The organism is Vibrio porteresiae DSM 19223, from assembly GCF_024347055.1.
Taxonomy (GTDB): domain Bacteria; phylum Pseudomonadota; class Gammaproteobacteria; order Enterobacterales; family Vibrionaceae; genus Vibrio; species Vibrio porteresiae.
In genome coordinates this window covers 3,167,099-3,186,710 of sequence record NZ_AP024895.1, presented here as the reverse complement: position 1 = coordinate 3,186,710, position 19,612 = coordinate 3,167,099, and the positions used below count along the sequence as shown (strand labels likewise).

General features: G+C 42.9%; 18 protein-coding genes and 1 other RNA gene. 10 read left to right on the top strand and 9 right to left on the bottom strand.

The genetic code is table 11. The features are described from left to right. Positions 1–404: 404 nt before the first annotated feature. From OCV11_RS14485 to ilvN, 6 genes are all read left to right on the top strand, one after another. Entirely contained in the window at positions 405–938 is a 534-nt protein-coding gene (locus OCV11_RS14485) for a phosphatase PAP2 family protein (RefSeq protein ID WP_261893707.1), read from the top strand. Further along, positions 935–1,981, top strand: a complete 1,047-nt coding sequence (locus tag OCV11_RS14480; protein WP_261893706.1) for an MJ1255/VC2487 family glycosyltransferase — start codon at positions 935–937, stop codon at positions 1,979–1,981. The genes OCV11_RS14485 and OCV11_RS14480 overlap by 4 nt, the downstream gene beginning before the upstream one ends. A gap of 389 nt (positions 1,982–2,370) precedes the next feature. Next, positions 2,371–3,339, top strand: coding sequence for a transcriptional regulator LeuO (leuO, locus tag OCV11_RS14475; protein WP_261893705.1), 969 nt, complete (start codon positions 2,371–2,373; stop codon positions 3,337–3,339). A 173-nt stretch (positions 3,340–3,512) separates the two neighbouring features. After that, positions 3,513–5,306 (top strand): AMP-dependent synthetase/ligase, encoded by a 1,794-nt coding sequence (locus tag OCV11_RS14470; protein ID WP_261893704.1) that lies wholly within the window; start codon positions 3,513–3,515, stop codon positions 5,304–5,306. A gap of 379 nt (positions 5,307–5,685) precedes the next feature. Further along, a complete protein-coding gene (locus tag OCV11_RS14465; RefSeq protein ID WP_261893702.1) occupies positions 5,686–7,407 on the top strand; it encodes an acetolactate synthase 3 large subunit in 1,722 nt (573 codons plus the stop codon). A 1-nt stretch (position 7,408) separates the two neighbouring features. Further along, on the top strand, positions 7,409–7,903 hold the full coding sequence (gene ilvN, locus OCV11_RS14460; protein ID WP_261893701.1) for an acetolactate synthase small subunit: 495 nt from the start codon (positions 7,409–7,411) through the stop codon (positions 7,901–7,903). 90 nt (positions 7,904–7,993) lie between these two features. Here ilvN and serA read toward each other — a convergent pair whose 3' ends face one another. The 5 genes from serA to zapA form a co-directional block, all read right to left on the bottom strand. After that, positions 7,994–9,223 carry a phosphoglycerate dehydrogenase gene (serA, locus tag OCV11_RS14455; protein WP_261893700.1) on the bottom strand — a complete coding sequence of 410 codons (1,230 nt, stop codon included), beginning with the start codon at positions 9,221–9,223 and terminating at the stop codon, positions 7,994–7,996. Positions 9,224–9,455: 232 nt separating this feature from the next. Further along, positions 9,456–10,112, bottom strand: a complete 657-nt coding sequence (rpiA, locus tag OCV11_RS14450; RefSeq protein WP_261893699.1) for a ribose-5-phosphate isomerase RpiA — start codon at positions 10,110–10,112, stop codon at positions 9,456–9,458. Between the two features lie 175 nt (positions 10,113–10,287). Then, positions 10,288–10,875, bottom strand: coding sequence for a 5-formyltetrahydrofolate cyclo-ligase (locus OCV11_RS14445; RefSeq protein ID WP_261893698.1), 588 nt, complete (start codon positions 10,873–10,875; stop codon positions 10,288–10,290). Between the two features lies 1 nt (position 10,876). Continuing rightward, a non-coding RNA gene (gene ssrS, locus OCV11_RS14440) (6S RNA) lies at positions 10,877–11,060 on the bottom strand. 16 nt (positions 11,061–11,076) lie between these two features. After that, positions 11,077–11,382: a cell division protein ZapA gene (gene zapA / locus OCV11_RS14435; RefSeq protein ID WP_261893697.1), complete on the bottom strand. Its 306-nt coding sequence runs from the start codon at positions 11,380–11,382 to the stop codon at positions 11,077–11,079. Between the two features lie 241 nt (positions 11,383–11,623). On the opposite strand from zapA, the gene OCV11_RS14430 reads away from it, so the two are divergent. Genes OCV11_RS14430 through OCV11_RS14420 form a run of 3 tightly spaced genes read left to right on the top strand, consistent with a single transcriptional unit; the run spans position 11,624 to position 14,639 of the window. Beyond that, positions 11,624–12,199 (top strand): YecA/YgfB family protein, encoded by a 576-nt coding sequence (locus OCV11_RS14430; RefSeq protein ID WP_261893695.1) that lies wholly within the window; start codon positions 11,624–11,626, stop codon positions 12,197–12,199. A gap of 21 nt (positions 12,200–12,220) precedes the next feature. Continuing rightward, complete coding sequence (gene ubiH / locus OCV11_RS14425; RefSeq protein ID WP_261893694.1) at positions 12,221–13,396, top strand: 2-octaprenyl-6-methoxyphenyl hydroxylase; 1,176 nt, start codon at positions 12,221–12,223, stop codon at positions 13,394–13,396. Between the two features lie 13 nt (positions 13,397–13,409). Continuing rightward, positions 13,410–14,639 carry an FAD-dependent 2-octaprenylphenol hydroxylase gene (locus OCV11_RS14420; RefSeq protein ID WP_261893692.1) on the top strand — a complete coding sequence of 410 codons (1,230 nt, stop codon included), beginning with the start codon at positions 13,410–13,412 and terminating at the stop codon, positions 14,637–14,639. Positions 14,640–14,713: 74 nt separating this feature from the next. On the opposite strand, the gene OCV11_RS14415 is transcribed toward OCV11_RS14420, so the two are convergent. From OCV11_RS14415 to ygfZ, 3 genes are all read right to left on the bottom strand, one after another. Next, positions 14,714–14,920 (bottom strand): DUF1107 domain-containing protein, encoded by a 207-nt coding sequence (locus OCV11_RS14415; protein ID WP_261893690.1) that lies wholly within the window; start codon positions 14,918–14,920, stop codon positions 14,714–14,716. 562 nt (positions 14,921–15,482) lie between these two features. Further along, on the bottom strand, positions 15,483–15,959 hold the full coding sequence (locus OCV11_RS14410; protein ID WP_261893689.1) for an aminoacyl-tRNA deacylase: 477 nt from the start codon (positions 15,957–15,959) through the stop codon (positions 15,483–15,485). After that, positions 15,952–16,923, bottom strand: a complete 972-nt coding sequence (gene ygfZ, locus OCV11_RS14405) for a tRNA-modifying protein YgfZ (protein WP_261893688.1) — start codon at positions 16,921–16,923, stop codon at positions 15,952–15,954. The genes OCV11_RS14410 and ygfZ overlap by 8 nt, the downstream gene beginning before the upstream one ends. A 148-nt stretch (positions 16,924–17,071) precedes the next feature. Between ygfZ and OCV11_RS14400 the strand changes: the two genes are divergently transcribed. Next, positions 17,072–17,332 (top strand): FAD assembly factor SdhE, encoded by a 261-nt coding sequence (locus OCV11_RS14400; RefSeq protein WP_261893687.1) that lies wholly within the window; start codon positions 17,072–17,074, stop codon positions 17,330–17,332. Between the two features lie 420 nt (positions 17,333–17,752). Here the strand turns inward: OCV11_RS14400 and nadB are convergent, their stop codons facing one another. Next, positions 17,753–19,357, bottom strand: coding sequence for an L-aspartate oxidase (gene nadB, locus OCV11_RS14395; protein WP_261893686.1), 1,605 nt, complete (start codon positions 19,355–19,357; stop codon positions 17,753–17,755). Between the last annotated feature and the right edge of the window lie 255 nt (positions 19,358–19,612).

Below are 19,612 nucleotides of genomic sequence, written 5' to 3'. Positions count from 1 at the left end.
GTGGTGTTTTTCGTCCACAGCCTACCCGCGCGATTGTTTCACGATAAGGAGGAGGTTGAGGAGAAGAGAAAAACGAATTGTCATTGCTAACATCCACAAAATTAAATTAACAAATTAGTACCGCACTCGAGTGACAACGTCAACCATTAAGTTGATTTTTTATGCAAATAAATGACATGGCTAAATTAACGCAATGATAAGTATATGGTTTATTGATTTTGTTGTTGTCTATGTATTCACCACAGTTTATTGGACACTTTAACGGATTTGTTACGTTTGTTCCTTTCTTCTTTACGTGTCATCAGCTTTCAAAAAAAAGATCACTCATTTGTCATATGCCACCTCTAGTTTTATTAACAGATAACTTAGGGATTTGTCTTAATACTTCAAGAGGGAACATGGGTATGAAAGCGATTCAACCTATAGCCAAATTGGATTTTGCCTTCTCCTTTTATTGCTTACAGCATCGCTATAGTCATCCATTAGCGCGAATAAGCAAAGCAGTATCACATACGGGAGATGGGCATTTGTATGTGATTTTTGCTTGCCTAGCGTGGGGGATTGACGGTGTTAGCGGCAAAGGTTTTGTCATTACTGGATTGTTGGCCTTTTTATTCGAATTGCCCATGTACTGGGTATTAAAAAACAGCTTTCAGCGTCGTCGCCCACAAGAACTGTCACCTTTGTTACCCGCCTTTATTACCCCTTCTGATCGTTACAGTTTACCTTCTGGGCACACTGCTGCTGCTTTTGTTATGGCGACATTAATGAGTCATTGGTACCCCGATGTTGCTGGAATGGCGTTTGTGTGGGCTGCACTTATCGGCAGTGCCCGCATAATGCTTGGTGTTCACTTTTTAAGTGATGTTCTGATCGGTGCTTTACTTGGAAATGGTTGTGCTACGTTGTCGCTGATTCTGCTGGAGAGTCGTTTGTGAAAATATTTTATGGTGTTCAAGGTACTGGAAATGGACATATTGCTCGAGCAAGAGAAATGGCCAATGCACTAAAGAATAAGGGAGTTCAAGTTGACTTCCTTTTTTCTGGACGCGAGGAAAACAAATATTTTTCGATGGATGCGTTTGGCGACTACCAAACTCGATCCGGATTAACCTTCGTAAGTAAGAATGGCAAAGTAGACTATCGGGATACAGCGACCAAGAATAACGTCTTTCAATTGTTCAGAGATATTGATCAGCTTGATCTCAGTGATTACGACCTTGTTGTGAACGATTTTGAGCCAATATCTGCGTGGGCTGCTCGTAAACAAGGTAAGCCTTCAGTCAGTATCAGTCACCAAAATGCGTTTCGTTATGAGGTGCCGTTAAAAGGGGCTTCATGGTTAGATAAAGTAATTATGCACAAATTTGCTCCAGCTGAGCACTACATCGGCTTACATTGGTACCATTTTGATCAGCCTATTTTGCCTCCCATTATTCACAAAACAGATTGTGAAACACGAATGGGCAATTTTTTTCTTGTCTACCTACCTTTTGAAAATCTCGATAATACTTTGAGCATTTTGCAGGCCATTCCCGAGCATCATTTCATTTGTTACCACCCAGATGTCACCACAGATATAGAAATGGCTAACGTTGAGGTGAAATCACTCTCTCATGTGAACTTTCAAACGCATTTACGTCAGTGTAATGGAGTGATCGCTAACGGTGGATTTGAATTACCCTCAGAGGCTCTCTCTCTGGGTAAAAAGCTATTACTCAAACCACTGAATGGTCAATTTGAACAGATGAGTAATGTCGCAACCTTGGAGTGTTTAGGATTAGCCTCCATGATGGAACGGGTGGATTTGACTGCAATTCGCGAGTGGGCATTTGAACAGCCAGCTGAAAAAGTTATCTATCCTGACGTTGCTAAGGAGATAGCTCATTGGCTTTTACAAGGTGAATGGAATGACTCTAGCGAGCTTTGCCATGCGCTTTGGAAAGATGTTTCTTTCCCTAGTTATGCGACATTTTTATAATCTAAATGCAGTAAGAAATCGGTTGCAAAAGATGACAAGTGGTTTGTTATTTACTAGGTGAATGGAATTTTACTGCCCTATAGGACAATAAGCCAGTTTGCCATTTAGCTCGAAATTTGCACAATGTCACGCTTTTACCTTTTTTTATAAATATCTAATTACTTGATTTATGAAGGCGTGTGTTAGTTCACTTATAAAAATAAGTGACTTTTTATCAATCCAGTTGCCATTCGTGTACGAATTAGTTGATAGTAGTTGTCATGCTTAAATTATCCGAGTGATAAATATTAGAAGCCCCGCTTATTTATTGCTGTAAAACGTTTGGAATAACTATCCAAACGATCACTCGAAAGACACTATAAAAAATCAATACCGAGGCAAAGATCAGTATGTTAGACAAAGTAGAAAGAAAAGATGCGATGAGTGCCATCGCCAGCTATCGAATGGAAAGTACTCTACGCGGCGTTGACTTAAACTTGCTCACCGTTTTTGACGCCGTTATGCAAGAACAAAATATTACTCGCGCTGCACACAATTTGGGAATGTCTCAGCCGGCAGTAAGTAATGCCGTTGCTCGTTTGAAAGTGATGTTTAATGACGAACTGTTTATGCGTCAAGGTCGCGGTATTCAACCGACACAACGCGCTCGTCAATTATTTGGTCCAATTCGTCAAGCGTTACAGTTAATTCGTAATGAATTGCCAAGTTCTGTATTTTCTCCAGAGACGTCAACTCGTTTATTCAAACTGGCTATTTGCAGCCCATGTGATATTCGTTTTGCACCGAAGATTATGCAGTCGATTCAAGATATCGCTCCAAGTGTAAAATTACATTTGGATGCAGAATTTGACCGTATGCTCGCTGAACGCATGCGTTATCAAGAGATCGACTTTGTTATCGATTATGCACGTTTTGATGAACAGGGTTTCTCAAGCACCGAAATTTTCCAAGATGAATTAGTGGTTGTAGCGGCAAAAACTCACCCACGTATTCAAGGCTCGGTTTCACGCGAAACATTGATACGCGAACAGCACGCTAAGTTGTCTAGAATCCATGGTCAACGTAGCTTCTCTGAACAGGCCTATCGTGAACTCGATTGCCATTCAAGCTATGAAGGAACCAGCTTAAGCAATGTACTTTATGTTGTTGGACAATCTGAATTAGTGACTATTGCTCCACGTTGGATGGTAGAAAACGCAGCGAATAAAGATCAACTACAGATCATTTCCTGCCCATTCGATAATGTGAAAATTCATGGCTACCTAAGCTGGCATGAATCGAGTGAAAAAGACAAAGGTCACATCTGGTTGCGCGACCAATTGATGATGATTTGTGGTGAAGTCGTCGCCACCAAATAAATTATTTTCGCCTCATTTAGCCCCAAATCATATTTTGTGATTTGGGGCTTTTTTCTGCTGTTTCGTTACACTTTGCCAGCTTAACTTTGATGTTTGTCAGTTGCCTTTTCGAACTCTGCCTGTAAACTGTGCGGCCTCGTAAGGCTTACAGTTGTAAGCTAAAGGTAGAAAAGATGGCAGAATTAGACTTTCATATTGTTAAAAAATTACGCGAACGTATTTCTCAAGCTGGTACTGGTACCGCTTTAAAATATTATGCTGATGCTCAATGGCAAGATATCTCTTGGCAGGCATTTGGCAAAGAGGTTGATCTTGTTTCTCTAGCTTTACTTAAACTTGGTATTGCTACTCAGGACAAAGTTGGCATCTTCGCGTCTAACATGCCTGAATGGACGATCGCTGATCTTGCCACCTTGCAAGTGCGCGCAGTTACTGTACCCATTTATCCAACCAATACTCTTGAGCAAACCCGTTTTATCGTGAATAACGCGGATATGCGTGTGCTGTTTGTTGCTGGAGAAAAGCAGTTGAGTATCGCTACTGAGTTATTTAATCAGTGTGAGACTTTAGAACTGATTGTGGTAATGGGAACGTGTGACGTGCAATCTGCCTTACCTTATGTGATGAGTTGGCGATCATTTATCGCTAACGCTAATCATGACCATTCTGAAGAACTGACCAAGCGAATTAACGAAGCTAACGTTGATGATCTGTTTACCCTAATTTATACATCTGGAACAACGGGACAGCCAAAAGGAGTCATGCTGACTCATGCCAATTTAGCAGCGCAAATGTCGAGTCATGATCAGCGATTGAATGTTACTCAGGCTGATGTGTCGCTATGCTTTTTACCCTTATCTCATGTTTTTGAACGGGCATGGAGTTTTTACGTGCTCTATAAAGGCGCAACAAACTGCTATTTACACGATGTAAAAATGGTTAGAGAAGCATTGCAGCAAGTTCGTCCAACCTTGATGTGTGCTGTGCCGCGCTTCTATGAAAAGATTTTTGCCGCAGTACATGAGAAAGTGGCTTCCGCCAGTGTCATGAAAAAAATACTGTTCACATGGGCTGTGAATATGGGAGCCAAGCGAGCGCAATGTCGAGCTGAAAGCAAATCTCCATCCGCTATTTTGAATCTGAGCTATCACTGGGCCGATAAACTGGTATTGAAGAAGTTACGTGATCTGCTTGGTGGACGTTTAACGCTCATGCCATGTGGTGGTGCTAAATTAGACCCGACTATTGGTCGTTTCTTTCATTCATTAGGAATCAACGTTAAAGTCGGTTACGGCATGACTGAGACGACGGCAACCGTTTCTTGCTGGGAAGACTTCACTTTTGATCCCAATTCGATTGGTCAACTGATGCCTGGTGTTGAGGTTCGTATCGGTGATGAGAATGAAATTCTCGTGAAAGGTCCGATGGTGATGAAAGGGTACTACAAGCTAGAGCGCGAAACTGAGCAAGCGTTCGATGCTGAAGGTTATTTAAAAACCGGTGATGCAGGCTATTTAGATGAACATGGGCATCTTTTTATTACCGATCGCATTAAGGAATTAATGAAAACCTCTGGCGGCAAATATATCGCTCCTCAGGTGATTGAAGGTACGATAGGGAAAGATCACTTTATCGAACAGATTGCTGTCATCGCGGATACTCGTAAATTTGTCTCCGCATTAATTGTTCCTTGCTACGACACGTTAGAAAGCTACGCTCGACAGTTAAACATTAAGTATCATGACCGCTTAGAGCTACTTAAAGATAGCCAAATTGTTGAGATGTTTGAAAAACGTATCAATGAGTTGCAGCAAGAACTACCAAGTTTTGAGCAAGTGAAGCGATTCAAGCTACTACCTAAAGCATTTTCGATGGACGACGGTGAGTTAACCCCAACGTTAAAATTGCGACGCAAAATCATCCATACTAAGTATGAAGATGAAATCGAAGAGATGTATCGGGAATAACTTAATACGAGAGTATCTAAGGGAAGGGCGGCATGACTATGTTGCCCTTTTTTGTTGCATATGAGCGGTTTTTTATGTGAAATATTCTTCTTATTTCACTAGATAATCTTGTGATTATGCTGTCTTTAACAAATAAACTAGTGTTGTTATCTTTATTTTTACATTTTTACCATATCTTATTAAAAGTGTGCTCAAGAACACGTTAGATCTCAGGCAATTTAGCGGTTAAAGTATCTCCGATTCCCCGCCACTTGTTATGACAAGTGTGGGACATAGCTGAAAGCGGAATGTTTTCGAATTAGGCTACGAATAAGCCCTAGACTATGTAATTCAATCCTAGTGACCGACCTCGTAACTAGTGATTGTTTAAGGAGAAAAAATGGCGATGTTATCCGGCGCAGAGATGATCGTGCAATCTCTGATCGAAGAAGGTGTTGAGCAGATCTTTGGTTATCCAGGTGGCTCAGTACTTGATATTTATGATGCCCTTCATGAAAAAACCGATAAAATTAAGCACGTATTAGTTCGTCACGAGCAAGCTGCTACTCACATGGCAGATGGTTATGCCCGCTCTACAGGTAAACCAGGTGTCGTGCTTGTCTGCTCTGGTCCTGGAGCAACCAATACTGTCACTGGTATTGCGACTGCTTACATGGATTCGGTTCCAATGATTGTTATCTCTGGTAACGTTGCGACCAATTTGATTGGTAACGATGCATTCCAAGAGTGTGACATCGTTGGTGTATCGCGTCCGATTGTAAAGCACAGCTTTCTCGTTAAAAAAGCAGAAGACATTCCTGAAACCATCAAAAAAGCATTTTATATCGCATCAACCGGTCGTCCTGGTCCTGTGGTTATTGATGTACCTAAAGATGTCATGAACCCGCAAATCAAGCTGCCTTACACTTACCCTGAAACGATTACAATGCGTTCCTATAACCCAACGACTGCTGGGCATAAAGGGCAAATTAAGAAAGCACTTAGTGCGTTACTTGAAGCTAAGCGCCCTGTATTGTACATCGGTGGTGGGGCAATTATTTCTGAAGCTCATCAACAGATCCTAAAATTGGCTGAGTCACTCAATCTGCCAGTTGTCAGTACGTTGATGGGACTTGGTGCTTTCCCAGGCACACATCCCAACTTCCTTGGTATGCTTGGTATGCATGGTGTGTATGAAGCCAACATGGCGATGCACAACTCTGATTTGATCTTTGGTATTGGGGTTCGCTTTGATGATCGCACTACCAATAATTTGGAAAAGTACTGTCCAAATGCCAAGATCATGCACATCGATATTGATCCTTCTTCTATCTCGAAAAACGTGCATGTGGATCTACCGATTGTAGGCTCTGCCGACAAAGTCTTGGACACCATGCTAAAAGTATTGGGTGAAAAAGAGCGCCAAAACGATCAAAAAGCGATTGGTCAGTGGTGGAGCGAGATCAATGGTTGGCGCGAGCGTCAATGTTTGGCCTATGACAAAAGTTCTGAGCGTATTAAACCTCAACAAGTTATTGAAACCTTGTATCGTCTAACGGAAGGTAAAGCGTATGTTGCATCTGATGTGGGTCAACACCAGATGTTTGCAGCCTTATATTATCCATTTTCTAAGCCGAGACAGTGGATTAACTCAGGTGGCCTTGGCACGATGGGCTTTGGTTTACCAGCAGGGATGGGAGTTAAGTTTGCTCATCCTGAAGAAGAAGTTGTTGTGGTGACTGGGGATGGTAGTATCCAGATGAATATTCAGGAGCTATCTACAGCACTGCAATATGATATTCCAGTTAAAATCATTAACTTAAATAACCGATTCTTAGGTATGGTTAAACAGTGGCAAGACATTATTTATCATGGTCGTCACTCCAACTCATACATGAGTTCTGTTCCTAATTTTGTTGCGATAGCAGAGGCCTACGGTCACGCTGGTGTGAGAATTTCTCATCCAGATGAACTAGAGGAAGGCTTGAAAAAAGCACTCGCAATGAAAGATCGCTTAGTGTTTGTTGACATTAGTGTTGATGAAACTGAGCACGTTTACCCTATGCAAATCAAGGGTGAAGGAATGGATAAAATGTGGCTGAGCAAAACGGAGAGAACCTAACATGAGACATATTATTTCGTTGCTATTGGAAAACCAACCTGGTGCTTTGTCTCGTGTTGTTGGTCTATTTTCTCAACGCGGCTACAACATCGAAAGCTTAAACGTATCGCCTACGGATGATGAAACTTTATCTCGTCTAAACATCACCACTAATTCAGACAACATGCAGTTAGAGCAAATTCAGAAACAGCTGCACAAGCTTATCGATGTGCTCAAAGTGCAAGATGTCAGTGAGTTCGAGCATATCGAACGCGAACTGATGTTAGTGAAATTAAAGGCTACGGGTTCAGCTCGCGAAGAAGTGAAGAGCATGGCAGATATTTTTCGTGGTCAGATTGTCGATGTCACGCCAACGCACTACACAGTGCAGATGGCAGGTACAAGTGACAAGCTTGATGCGTTCGTTAAATCTGTGGCTCAATTTACTGAAGTCGTTGAAGTAGCGAGAAGTGGTATTGTCGGTATTTCTCGTGGTGAACGTGCATTACGCAGTTAAGCCTAAGAAAGTCCGCAGTTAACCCTAAGAAAAAATTAATAAAAAACCAGCCGAGGCTGGTTTTTTTATATCTAACAAAAGCGCTGGTGGTTAGAACAAAATACGAGCACGAATAGTGCCAGGGATTTGTTTTAGTTTTTCCAAAGCTTCTTCAGAGCGAGCTGCTTGTACATCAACTACTACATAACCAATTTTTGGTGATGTTTGTAGGTATTGAGCTGCAATGTTGATCCCTTCTTGAGCGAAGATGGTGTTGATCTGATTCAGAATACCTGGGCGGTTTTCGTGAATATGCAGTAAACGTGAGCAGTCACGTTGCTCTGGTAGAGATACTTCAGGGAAGTTCACACTAGATAGTGTTGAGCCGTTGTCTGAGTATTTAGCCAGTTTACCAGCAACTTCAATACCGATGTTTTCTTGCGCTTCTTGAGTCGAACCACCTACGTGTGGAGTCAAGATAACGTTATCGAATTTCATCAGTGGAGATTCAAAAGGTTGAGTATTTGAACCGGGTTCGGTTGGGAATACGTCAACAGCCGCACCTGCAAGATGGCCAGATTCAAGAGCATCACACAGTGCAGGAATATCAACAACAGTACCACGAGCAGCGTTGATGAAGATTGAGCCCGGTTTCATACGAGCAAATTCTTCTTTACCCATCATGTTCATGGTGTCATGTGTTTCTGGAACATGCAGAGTCACAACATCACACATATTAAGCAGTTCACTCATGGTGTGAACTTGAGTGGCATTACCTAGAGTCAGTTTATTTTCAATATCATAAAAGTAAACATACATACCTAGGCTTTCAGCAAGGATACTAAGTTGAGTACCGATGTGTCCGTAACCGATGATACCCAATTTTTTACCACGTGCTTCAAATGAGTGGTCTGCACTTTTTTTCCAAATACCACGGTGTGCTAGAGCGTTTTTCTCTGCTACACCACGGAATAGAATGATCATTTCCGCTAGAACCAATTCTGCCACACTACGAGTGTTTGAGAATGGTGCGTTAAATACAGGGATCCCGCGTACCGCGGCTGCTTCTAGATCAACTTGGTTTGTACCGATACAGAAACAACCAATAGCCACAAGTTTTTCAGCAGCGTTAATCACTTTTTCTGTTAGGTGAGTACGCGAGCGAAGACCGACAAAATGCACATCTTTGATTGCTTCGATTAGCTCTTCTTCAGGTAAGGAGCCTTTGTGGTATTCAATGTTGGTATAGCCAGCGTATTGAAGTACTTCAACAGCTGATGGGTGAACACCTTCGAGTAGCAAAATCTTGATCTTGTCTTTTTCCAATGAAACTTTGGCCATTATTCTCGTCCTTAAATATGGAAGGGGGAAGCTAAGATACACCTGAGCTCAAATAGGTTATTGAGTCTTGTTATGAAAAGCAAACGTTTTCGTTGGGCATCTTCTGCCCACTAAATTAACAAACTTTTTGTGCTTTGGGTAAGAAATTTACGGAATAAGAGATAATAAATTTTTGCTCTAAAAAAAACGGCACTTTTCAGTGCCGTTCATAAAATTCTATATAAAGAATAACTTATTCTTCTACTCGAGCACCTTCAGGTGTTCCTGTGATCACCACATCAGCACCGCGGTGGGCAAATAGACCTACCGTTACCACACCTGGCAAGCCGTTGATCTTATCTTCCATGTCTTTCGCTTGGCTAATGTGCATATTATGCACGTCCAAAATCACGTTGCCGTTATCGGTAATAACACCTTCACGATATACAGGGTCACCACCTAACTTAACCAATTCACGAGCAACAAAAGAGCGCGCCATTGGAATCACTTCAACTGGTAATGGAAATTTGCCAAGAACATCGACTGCTTTAGAGCTATCCACGATACAGATGAATTTCTTAGCGATGGCTGCAACAATTTTTTCGCGAGTGAGTGCAGCACCGCCACCTTTAATCATTTCACGTTGTGGGTTGATTTCATCAGCACCATCAACATAGATATCTAGCAGAGCTACATCATTACAATCGTAAACTTCAATGCCTAATGCTTTTAGCTTCTCAGTTGATGCGATAGAGCTTGAAACTGCACCTTTGATATCGTCTTTCACTGAACCCAATGCATCGATGAAGTGATTAACAGTGGAACCTGTACCAACACCGACAATGCTGCCTTTTTCAACGTATTTTAAAGCAGCCCAACCTGCGGCCTTTTTCATTTCATCTTGAGTCATGCCAATCTCCTGATAGCAATTAAATGGGGTCAGATACGAGCGGGATTATATACCGTTACCCAAATGACTTGAAGCTGAACCCTTGCACTTGAGTCTAAATGAGTAGGGCATAGCTATTCTCATCACTTCACCAAACTGAACTACATAGTGAAAAACAGTTAACCGTTTTTAGAGGTTAGCTGGCCGAAAATCGTTGGCTAGGCGTGATGATCATCGGCAGGGGAATGTCCCATTTCTCGGTTGGGATCTTATCGACTTGTTGGCAGTCGTGGGCTAAGCCGATGGGCGTTGCGCCAACTTGGGTATGAAACCAAGGGGCAAGAGTGCGATCGTAATAACCGCCCCCCATTCCGAGTCTCTGGCATGAGTCATCAAAAGCAACCAAAGGGGTACAAATGACATCGAGTTGGTCTGTCGGAATGATCAAGCGTTGATCCAGTTTCGGTTCAGAAATACCAAACTTATTTAGCGTCATAGGCGTGTTGGCTTGGTAGTGCAAAAAGAGCAGATGCCCTTTAGAAAAAGGATGCAATACCGGGAGATACACGGATTTCCCTGCTTGCCAGAGTGCATTGATAAGAGGTTGAGTATTGAGTTCGCCGTCGGTGGAAAGATAAAGAGCAATATGCTGACTCGCATGAAAAAGCTCTTGTTGCATACATTGTTCAACGAGCTTTAATGCGGATTGATGTTGCTGATCTTGACTGAGTTGTCGACGACGCTGGCGAATCAGCTGACGTATTTCATCACGATGATTTGGCATAGGGAACCCCGGAGTGCCGTTTGGGATTAGGACCCTTGAACCAGCTGGTTCAAGGCGGGCTAGCAATGGTAACCGTAGGCTTCTCGGTACAAGCCGAGCCTGCTCAATAGCTTCCAAGTACCAACCCTGTTTCGTTGCTTATCGGCTCAGGGACTTCAATCCCGACACGAACACTCCAGGGTAAATTCTTGATGCACTAGGTTAAAGCTGTCCGGGCTTGACCTTGCTTAATGCTTCTTCTAATGATGCGGTCAGCTTTTCCATACGTTCCTGCATCTTAGCTTTATCACTTTGTTGCTGTTTAGCTTCGTGAAGCTCATAACAGATGTTCAACGCGGCGATGGTGAGGAGTTTAACCTCATTGGTTACCTTAGTACGCTCGGCCATATCTTTCAATCGCTGATCAAGATCTTTGGCTACACCAATCAATGACTCTTCTTGTCCTGGGGGACAATTGACTCGAGTGATTTTACCTAAAATTTCAACGTCAACCGCTTGATTACTCATGATTAGTGAACTCTGTTAGCGTAACTAAAGATACCATACCGTTATTTGGTATCGAGCGCCAACTATAGGAAAAGCCGCTGTAAGATTCAAGCTTTTCACTCGCTTAAGTCATAAAACACGAAGCAAAAACTCAGTTATTGGGCAATTTGATTAAAAGGTGTGCAGGATAACTATTTGGACGTTTTCGCAAGATCGCTGAAGTGATAGGATGGGCATTATTTAATACAACAGAGCCCCATTTATGAGCGATAACATTTTTCCTGAATATGCTGACCTGACCAACGAACTCAAAAAAGCTAGCTTAGATATGACACCTGCAGAACTGCATGGTTTGTTAACAGGATTTGCTGCTGGTGGATTAAGTCTCGAAGGTTCGGCATGGCAACCTCTGTTGTTTGATTACACTAATGATGGGATGGGATGGCCTGTTTTCTTGCTGACTCAGGCAAAAAACATGTTAGAGGCAACATTTAATCAACTAAGCCAATTGAGCATGGAGCTGACAATTAACCTACCAAACGTGTCCGGTGAAAATGCTGTGTTTGAATTGGCTGATAGCGTAGCTGAGTGGATTAACCACTTTATCTCTGGTTTAGGATTGGCAGGGGCTGATACTAAAAAAGCATCGCCTGCAGCTCGCGAAGCGTTAGAAGATCTTGAAGAGATGGCCAAGTTAGGTATTGATGAAGATGATGACTTGGAAGAGCAAGCTGAATTGCTCGAACAAGTGATTGAACACGTAAAAGCGTGTGTTCTTACGTTGCATGCTGAGTTTGGTGTTCGACCAACACAGGAAAAAAAGCCAACGTTGCACTAAACAGCTAAGGAGAGCAAACGCGTGAAGTCATTTGATGTAATTATTGCTGGTGGAGCAATGGCTGGTGGCACACTAGCATTGGCATTAAATCAGTTAAGCCAGCAATCTTTGTCGATTGCGGTAATTGAAGCCTATCAACAAGAAGGGATCTCTCATCCTGGTTTTGACTCTCGGGCGATTGCTCTATCTTATGGTACCGTCAATACGCTTAAGCAATTTGGCTTATGGGACGACTTACGCCCAGTTGCAACCCCCATCACACACATTCATGTTTCTGATCGTTCTCACTTTGGTATGACAGAGATTGATCATGCAGAAGCCAACTTAGAAGCGCTTGGATATGTAATTGAATTGGCAGATGTTGGCCGGATCTACCAAACTAAGATTAGCCAGCATGGAAAAATCAGTCAGTATTGCCCATTAAGCGTGACTGATGTTAAACGCTCGCAAGAGTCTGTTACGGTCACTTTATCGGATGGCGAACAGTTACAAGGTAAGATGTTGGTTGCAGCCGATGGCGCGTTATCGACTTGCAGTGAGCAGCTTGGTCTAGAACTCAAAGAGCATGATTTTGAACAATATGCCATCATTGCGAATGTGGAAATCAGCGAACCTCATCAAGGAAGAGCATTTGAACGCTTTACTCCTTGCGGCCCCGTTGCCTTATTACCGATGAGTGACCAACGAATGTCGTTGGTTTGGTGCCAGCCACCTGACAAAGTTGAAGCACTACTTACTTGCAGTAACGAACAGTTTCTTGAGCAGTTGCAGCAGGCTTTTGGCTGGCGACTAGGTAAATTGATTCGAGTGGGGCAGCGTGCTTCATATCCATTGGTGCTTCGTACTCGTTCACAAGTGGTATCCCATCGTTTTGCTATTGTGGGTAATGCTGCACAAACCTTGCATCCCATAGCTGGACAAGGATTTAATCTTGGCATTCGCGATGTTGCCAGCTTAGCGGAAGAGTTAACTAGAGGTGATGCCCTAGGGAGCTATCAACAATTGGCGCGTTATAAAACTCGACGTGAACATGATCGTCAAATGACGATTGGATTAACTTCTTCACTTGTTCACCTGTTTTCAAATGATCTCCCAACGCTTAGCGTCGGACGAAATGTGGGACTTGCATTGATGGATAACTGTGCGTTGCTCAAAGCCCCATTGCTCAAACGAACGTTGGGAATCGTGAACCGATAAAAGGTAATCAATTATGATGCAAAGTGTGGATATTGCGATTGTAGGTGGTGGAATGGTGGGTTTAGCAATGGCTGCTGCATTGAAAAACACCGATCTACGTATTGCAGTTATCGAAGGGCGTCTCCCTGATGAAAACCTCGCCGAGTTACCCGATGTTAGAGTGTCTGCCTTAAGTCGTTCTACTGAAATGATTCTGCGTAATCTCAATGCTTGGGATGGAATTTTGGCTCGCAGAGCTTCCCCTTATATGGCGATGGAAGTGTGGGAACAAGATAGCTTTTCGCGCATCGAATTCAGCGCCAATCAAATGACTCAACCTAACCTTGGCCACATTGTTGAAAACCGAGTGATTCAACTGGCTCTGCTAGAGCAAGTGAAGAAGCAGATGAATGTTTCTTTGCACATTCCTCAGACTGTACAAAGTATGGCCATTGGGGAGAGTGAAGCCTGGTTGACCCTTAATGATGGGCAATCTATCACCGCTAAGCTGGTGGTTGCTGCCGATGGGGCCAATTCTTGGGTACGTAAGCAGATGGATATTCCGCTAACTCATTGGGATTATGGACATAGTGCCATCGTTGCTAATGTACGCACTGTTGAGTCTCATGATGGTGTCGCGCGGCAAATTTTCACCCCAATGGGACCTTTGGCATTCTTACCCATGTCAGATCCTCATATGTGCTCGATAGTTTGGTCTACAGACCCTGTACGTGCCGAGCGTTTGTTGGAACTGAGTGATGAGAAATTTAGCCAAGCATTGACGACTGAATTTGATGCTCGATTGGGTGTTTGTCAGGTGGTTGGTGAGCGACAAGCATTTCCTCTAAGAATGCGTTATGCCCGAGATTTTGTGCTCGATAGAGTTGCTTTGGTTGGCGATGCCGCGCATACGATTCATCCATTAGCAGGTCAAGGGGTTAACTTAGGATTGCTCGATGCTGCGAGCCTTGCACAAGAAGTGATCGCTCTGTGGCAAAATGGGGAAGATATTGGTGCAAAACGTAGTCTTCGTCATTATGAACGGTGGCGCAAAGCGGAAGCTGCAAAAATGATTGCTGCGATGCAAGGCTTTAAAGATCTGTTTGAGGGAAATAACCCTGCGAAGAAACTGATTCGTGGTATCGGAATGCAATTAGTAGGTCATCTACCAGGTGCTAAAGATGAGATCATGAAACGTGCATTGGGTCTAAAAGGTGAACTGCCAGAACTCGCTAAAATGACAGGTCAAGTGCATCAGTCGTAGCCGTTATCTAACGAGCGATTAACTAACGATACTTCTAGGGTTGGTTTTATACCAACCCTTTTTATTTCAACTGCTTAAGCGTGAGCGCAACGTAGGCGCATGATCTCTTGGTTCACTTCTTTGACGGTCTGGAAATGCCGTGGCTCAGCCTTCTCTGGCAAAATCAATTTGCCATTATCAAACTCAAATGTACCAATGCCATAGATATAGATACGCCCTTTAAATAGGCGACTTACGTGCTTAGCGATCATGTTTGGTGTATAGCGCTTAAACAGTCTCATCTCTGTTCTGAGTCCTTCTGTTTTTATTTGCGAGGTAAGCATATCTGAACTGAGTGATTTTTTGTGTGACAAGTGCAGATATATCTCCGGTGAAAAATCTATTTATTAGCAAAATGTGCTGCCATAGACACTTTTCACAATTCCTTATTGCGTCTGGAGACATTGTTACCTATGCAAGATTGTTGCCAACTTATTTATATTTTTGTTCTTAGACGTTTGGGTGGGTCATTGAAACAAAGGTTTATGACGTTCGTAAGAATAGTGGATGTTTTAGTTAAAATGTAATGCTGCCGTAAAACTTCTAAAAAAAAGCCCGCAAATATGCGGGCCAATAGTCACAGATGCATTACACAAAAAGTGGATGTACTGAAAATCAGTGGATTCACTTTTTCGTCAGTTAATTTGTCAGACAATGTTGCCTGAACATTAACCAACGAGTGCAGATTATCCTAAAAAGTACATTGTGACTATTTATGTTTTCATTATGATTAGGTATTCATTGAAAAATATCTGAAAATGTGATCTTTATCATGCTTATTTGTAATGGATTACATTAATTGTTCTATGGTCTTTGAATATTATTAATCAAAGGGTTAACTAGTGTTAATAAATCTGATGTCTTTAACGCGATACCGGCCATTCTCGACCCACTGCTAATAGTTATCTCATTTTGATTTAATATGCTGTTATCGAATAAGATAGGCATTTCAGTTTTAAGATTTATTGGCGTCACTGTGCCTATTTCATAGCCAGTGATTTCTTTCACATTGATACTGTTTACGCAGGTCATTCTGCGCCACTGCAATACAGCACGTACTTTTTTAGGATCGATTTGAGTGTCACCCGAGGTACAAGCCAACGCATAGCGATCCGACATATCTCTGAGCAAGATACACTTCACCATCTGTTTCGGTGATATGCCACGTTGCGCCGCGGCTTCTTCGATGGTTGTTGCGGGATGTTGATGAGGCAGCAAGCGATAGCTCACTTGCTGCGTTTGTAAGAATTGAATCAGTGGGGTATTAAGTTCGTTATTCATCTGCAAGAGAGTAAGGTAACGGTTCAATTGTCCAGCGGGTATCGGGTTGAATTGCTAGGCGTAACTGAGTGCCGTCTTCCAAATCGTTGGGTAGAACGACTAGACCTATCGCTACGTTATCTTTAAATGTGTAGTGCGTTAGTAACTCTCCAGCGGTACGCCAGTTTTCACCGACAGAACGCTCTAATACGATAGGCTCTGCTGATGGCAGTTCTTCAGCAAGGTTACCTTTTACAACAGCCATCATACGTTTGTTAATGCCACGATATTTGGCACGAGCAACGGTTTCCTGTCCGGTGTAACACCCTTTGGTAAAGCAGATTCCACCAATTGCCTGTAGATTCAGTGCTTGTGGAATGTATTCATTTTGCACTTGTGCTGTGACGACAGGTAATGCTTCTTCAATATCAAAACGAGTCCAAGTCGCTTCAGTGACTTTACTTGAGCTGAACTCGTTAATAATGATTTCAGCTTGATCTTGATTGACTAAAAGTAACCAGCGCTTTTCAGAAATTTTGACTGCACTACCACCAGTGATAGGCCTTACATCGGCACGACTATCGGTTAGTGAATCGACCCAATTTTGCGCCTCATTCCCCATAACACCTAAAGCCACATCTTGGCTGGCAGTGATCTCTACTTTGGAGAAGATGGCATACTTTTTCAGTTCAGCTAACTCAACATCGATCGCGGATGCTGGTTGGAATAGTGCATAGCCGTCATTGTGATGAAATAGACGAAAAACCGACCAAACCTTACCTTTGGCATCACAGTGTGCACCGAGTGTGGATTGTTCATTGGTCAGCGTCACCACATTACAAGTCACTTGCCCTTGCAGATAGCTCTTTTTGTCTGGGCCTATCATATTGATAGCGCTCCAAGATCCCAAATATGAGAGCATTAAATCAGGCAATGTATCGCTCGTTGTGACGTCGAGCGGAGAAAATTGATTTTTCCAATCCATGTTATTCACCTAAGTGACGAATTTCCTATATGGTAATCTGGTTGAAGTTTTTTGTCAGCCTGAACAGACTCTTTGATTTAGTTAATGGTTGTGACGTAGATGAGTTGGTAAACTCGTCATAAAGAATAATGATTAAGTGAGGGAAACCATGTATTCCACAGAAGAAAAAGCTCGCATTAAATGGGCATGTCGCCGTGGCATGCTTGAGCTCGACGTTGTCATCATGCCGTTTTTTGAAGAATGTTTTGATAGCCTGAGTGAAATAGAGCAACAAAGTTTTGTCTCTTTGCTTGAATGCGATGATCCAGACCTGTTTAAGTGGGTGATGCGTCATGGTCGTTCAGAAAATCTAAACCATGCGGCTATGGTTGATAAGATTGTCGCCTATAACCTCAGCAAGTCTCGTTAGGCTTACCCTTAAAATCTCCATTTTCGCCCTCATAACATCACAATGTATCGTGCAGCTGGTGTTATGGGGGATCGTTGTTTCTGATATTCCCCTTGTTCTGAGTTGGCCTTTATTGGTTGTGCTGTATCGATATTATTCGGTTTTTGGTGTTATGCCCAAAGTGTTAATCGGCTATGTTGATATTGATACCCAAGCGCAGGAAATCATCTCGTCTTCTCGAGAAAGCTACCATCAATTTTCCTTAATCTATTCAAGCTGCTTTATTGTATTTTATGGTCACGGTAGACGATGGCTATTATGGAGAGACAGTTGTGATGAGTTTGCTTATCGGCAATTGGTCATGCAATTAAAGCGGGAGCAACAAGGCTCCCACGACTAAGTTAATTGGTCTTCAATACGTCAATTGGTATTAAAGTGGATTTATTCGGGAGTTAAAACCGTTGGGCCACTGTGCTCTAATTGTTCTGGGTAATCTAACGTATAGTGCAAACCGCGACTCTCTTTGCGCAGCATAGCGCAACGAACCATCAGCTCTGCTACTTGCAGTAAGTTTCTAAGCTCAATTAAATTATTGGATACTCGAAAGTTACTGTAGTACTCGTGAGTCTCTTGTTGGAGAAGTTGGATACGGCGCAACGCTCGTTCAAGCCGTTTATCAGTGCGCACGATGCCCATGTAATCCCACATAAATAGCCTCAATTCATGCCAGTTATGTTGCAGTACTACCTCTTCATCGGAGCAGGTGACTTGGCTTTCATCCCAACTAGGAAGCGTAGGTGGCATAGCTACTGATTTGTTTTTACTCAGAATATGTTTAGCTGCTGACCAGGCATACACGACGCATTCCAACAGAGAATTGGATGCCATACGGTTGGCACCATGTAGACCTGTGTAACTGACTTCACCTATGGCGTATAGATGGTCAACATCGGTACGTCCTTGCTGATCGACGACTACGCCACCACAGGTGTAATGCGCCGCTGGAACGATAGGAATGGACTCTTTGGTCATATCGATACCCAAATCCATCAACCGTGCATAAATGGTCGGGAAATGTTTGATGATAAAGTCTGCAGGCTTATGGGTAATATCCAGATACATACAGTCTGCACCGAGCCGTTTCATCTCAAAGTCGATTGCCCTCGCCACTATGTCTCTAGGCGCTAACTCGCCACGCTCATCAAAATCAGGCATAAAGCGAGAACCGTCTGGGCGTCTTAAATATGCACCTTCGCCGCGCAGTGCCTCCGTCAGTAAAAAATTACGGGCCTCTGGATGATACAAACAAGTAGGGTGGAACTGGTTAAATTCGAGGTTAGCGACCTTGCAGCCCGCTCGCCATGCCATGGCTATGCCATCACCAGAAGAAATATCTGGGTTAGACGTGTATTGATAGACCTTGGAAGCTCCACCAGTGGCTAAGACAACAAATTTGGCTCGAATCGTCTCAACGTGTTCATCATTACGGTTCCAAACATAAGCGCCAATGACACGTCTTTTAGCGCTTGTCTCATCGTTCACTGTAATGAGATCGAGCGCATTATGCCGTTCCAGTATCTGTATATTAGGTTGATTTTTGATGTTTTCTTGAAGTGATGTTTGCATTGCCATACCGGTGGCATCGGCTGCATGCAGTATCCTGCGATGGCTGTGTCCACCTTCACGGGTTAAGTGATAGCGAGGTTCACTGCTATCGGCATCATCGATTCGATCAAAAGGCACACCACCATCGATTAACCACTGCACGCATTCTTTGGCATGCTCAGCGATAAAACGGACTGTTTTGGCATCGCAAATTCCAGCGCCTGCAATTAAGGTATCTTGCACATGTGAATCGATACTGTCAGACTCATCGAAAACGGCGGCGATACCACCTTGAGCGTAATAGGTAGAACCTTCACTCAGTGGCCCTTTACTGAGGACGATCACGCGGCAGTTTTTGGCAACGCGTAATGCCAGAGATAGACCTGCAGCGCCGCTACCGATGACCAGTACGTCACACTGATGTTCTCGATTGGTGTTCATAGTCATTCCATTCCTGAACGAGAGTTGATAGTTAAGATATTCCTCGATTTTGATGAGATCATACCGTCACCTGAAGGTTCACTCGTAAAGGAATACATTAGTTGAGTAAATGCTATTGTGTTTTTACAGTGAGTTCTTCAATATCTTAAGCAGTTTTTACGCAAACCTAGATTACGTCACACTACCAATTCATATTGGTAAAAATTTCACAGAGAATTGAACTTTTTCTTAGGTGTAGAGTCACAATAGTGCTCA

Bases quoted from the DNA above. Each gene is read 5' to 3' on its own strand.
- OCV11_RS14485 (WP_261893707.1), top strand. From the start codon at position 405: ATGAAAGCGATTCAACCTATAGCCAAATTGGATTTTGCCTTCTCCTTT.
- leuO (WP_261893705.1), top strand. From the start codon at position 2,371: ATGTTAGACAAAGTAGAAAGAAAAGATGCGATGAGTGCCATCGCCAGC.
- OCV11_RS14470 (WP_261893704.1), top strand. From the start codon at position 3,513: ATGGCAGAATTAGACTTTCATATTGTTAAAAAATTACGCGAACGTATT.
- OCV11_RS14465 (WP_261893702.1), top strand. From the start codon at position 5,686: ATGGCGATGTTATCCGGCGCAGAGATGATCGTGCAATCTCTGATCGAA.
- ilvN (WP_261893701.1), top strand. From the start codon at position 7,409: ATGAGACATATTATTTCGTTGCTATTGGAAAACCAACCTGGTGCTTTG.
- serA (WP_261893700.1), bottom strand. From the start codon at position 9,223: ATGGCCAAAGTTTCATTGGAAAAAGACAAGATCAAGATTTTGCTACTC.
- rpiA (WP_261893699.1), bottom strand. From the start codon at position 10,112: ATGACTCAAGATGAAATGAAAAAGGCCGCAGGTTGGGCTGCTTTAAAA.
- OCV11_RS14445 (WP_261893698.1), bottom strand. From the start codon at position 10,875: ATGCCAAATCATCGTGATGAAATACGTCAGCTGATTCGCCAGCGTCGT.
- zapA (WP_261893697.1), bottom strand. From the start codon at position 11,382: ATGAGTAATCAAGCGGTTGACGTTGAAATTTTAGGTAAAATCACTCGA.
- OCV11_RS14430 (WP_261893695.1), top strand. From the start codon at position 11,624: ATGAGCGATAACATTTTTCCTGAATATGCTGACCTGACCAACGAACTC.
- OCV11_RS14420 (WP_261893692.1), top strand. From the start codon at position 13,410: ATGATGCAAAGTGTGGATATTGCGATTGTAGGTGGTGGAATGGTGGGT.
- OCV11_RS14415 (WP_261893690.1), bottom strand. From the start codon at position 14,920: ATGAGACTGTTTAAGCGCTATACACCAAACATGATCGCTAAGCACGTA.
- OCV11_RS14410 (WP_261893689.1), bottom strand. From the start codon at position 15,959: ATGAATAACGAACTTAATACCCCACTGATTCAATTCTTACAAACGCAG.
- ygfZ (WP_261893688.1), bottom strand. From the start codon at position 16,923: ATGGATTGGAAAAATCAATTTTCTCCGCTCGACGTCACAACGAGCGAT.
- OCV11_RS14400 (WP_261893687.1), top strand. From the start codon at position 17,072: ATGTATTCCACAGAAGAAAAAGCTCGCATTAAATGGGCATGTCGCCGT.
- nadB (WP_261893686.1), bottom strand. From the start codon at position 19,357: ATGAACACCAATCGAGAACATCAGTGTGACGTACTGGTCATCGGTAGC.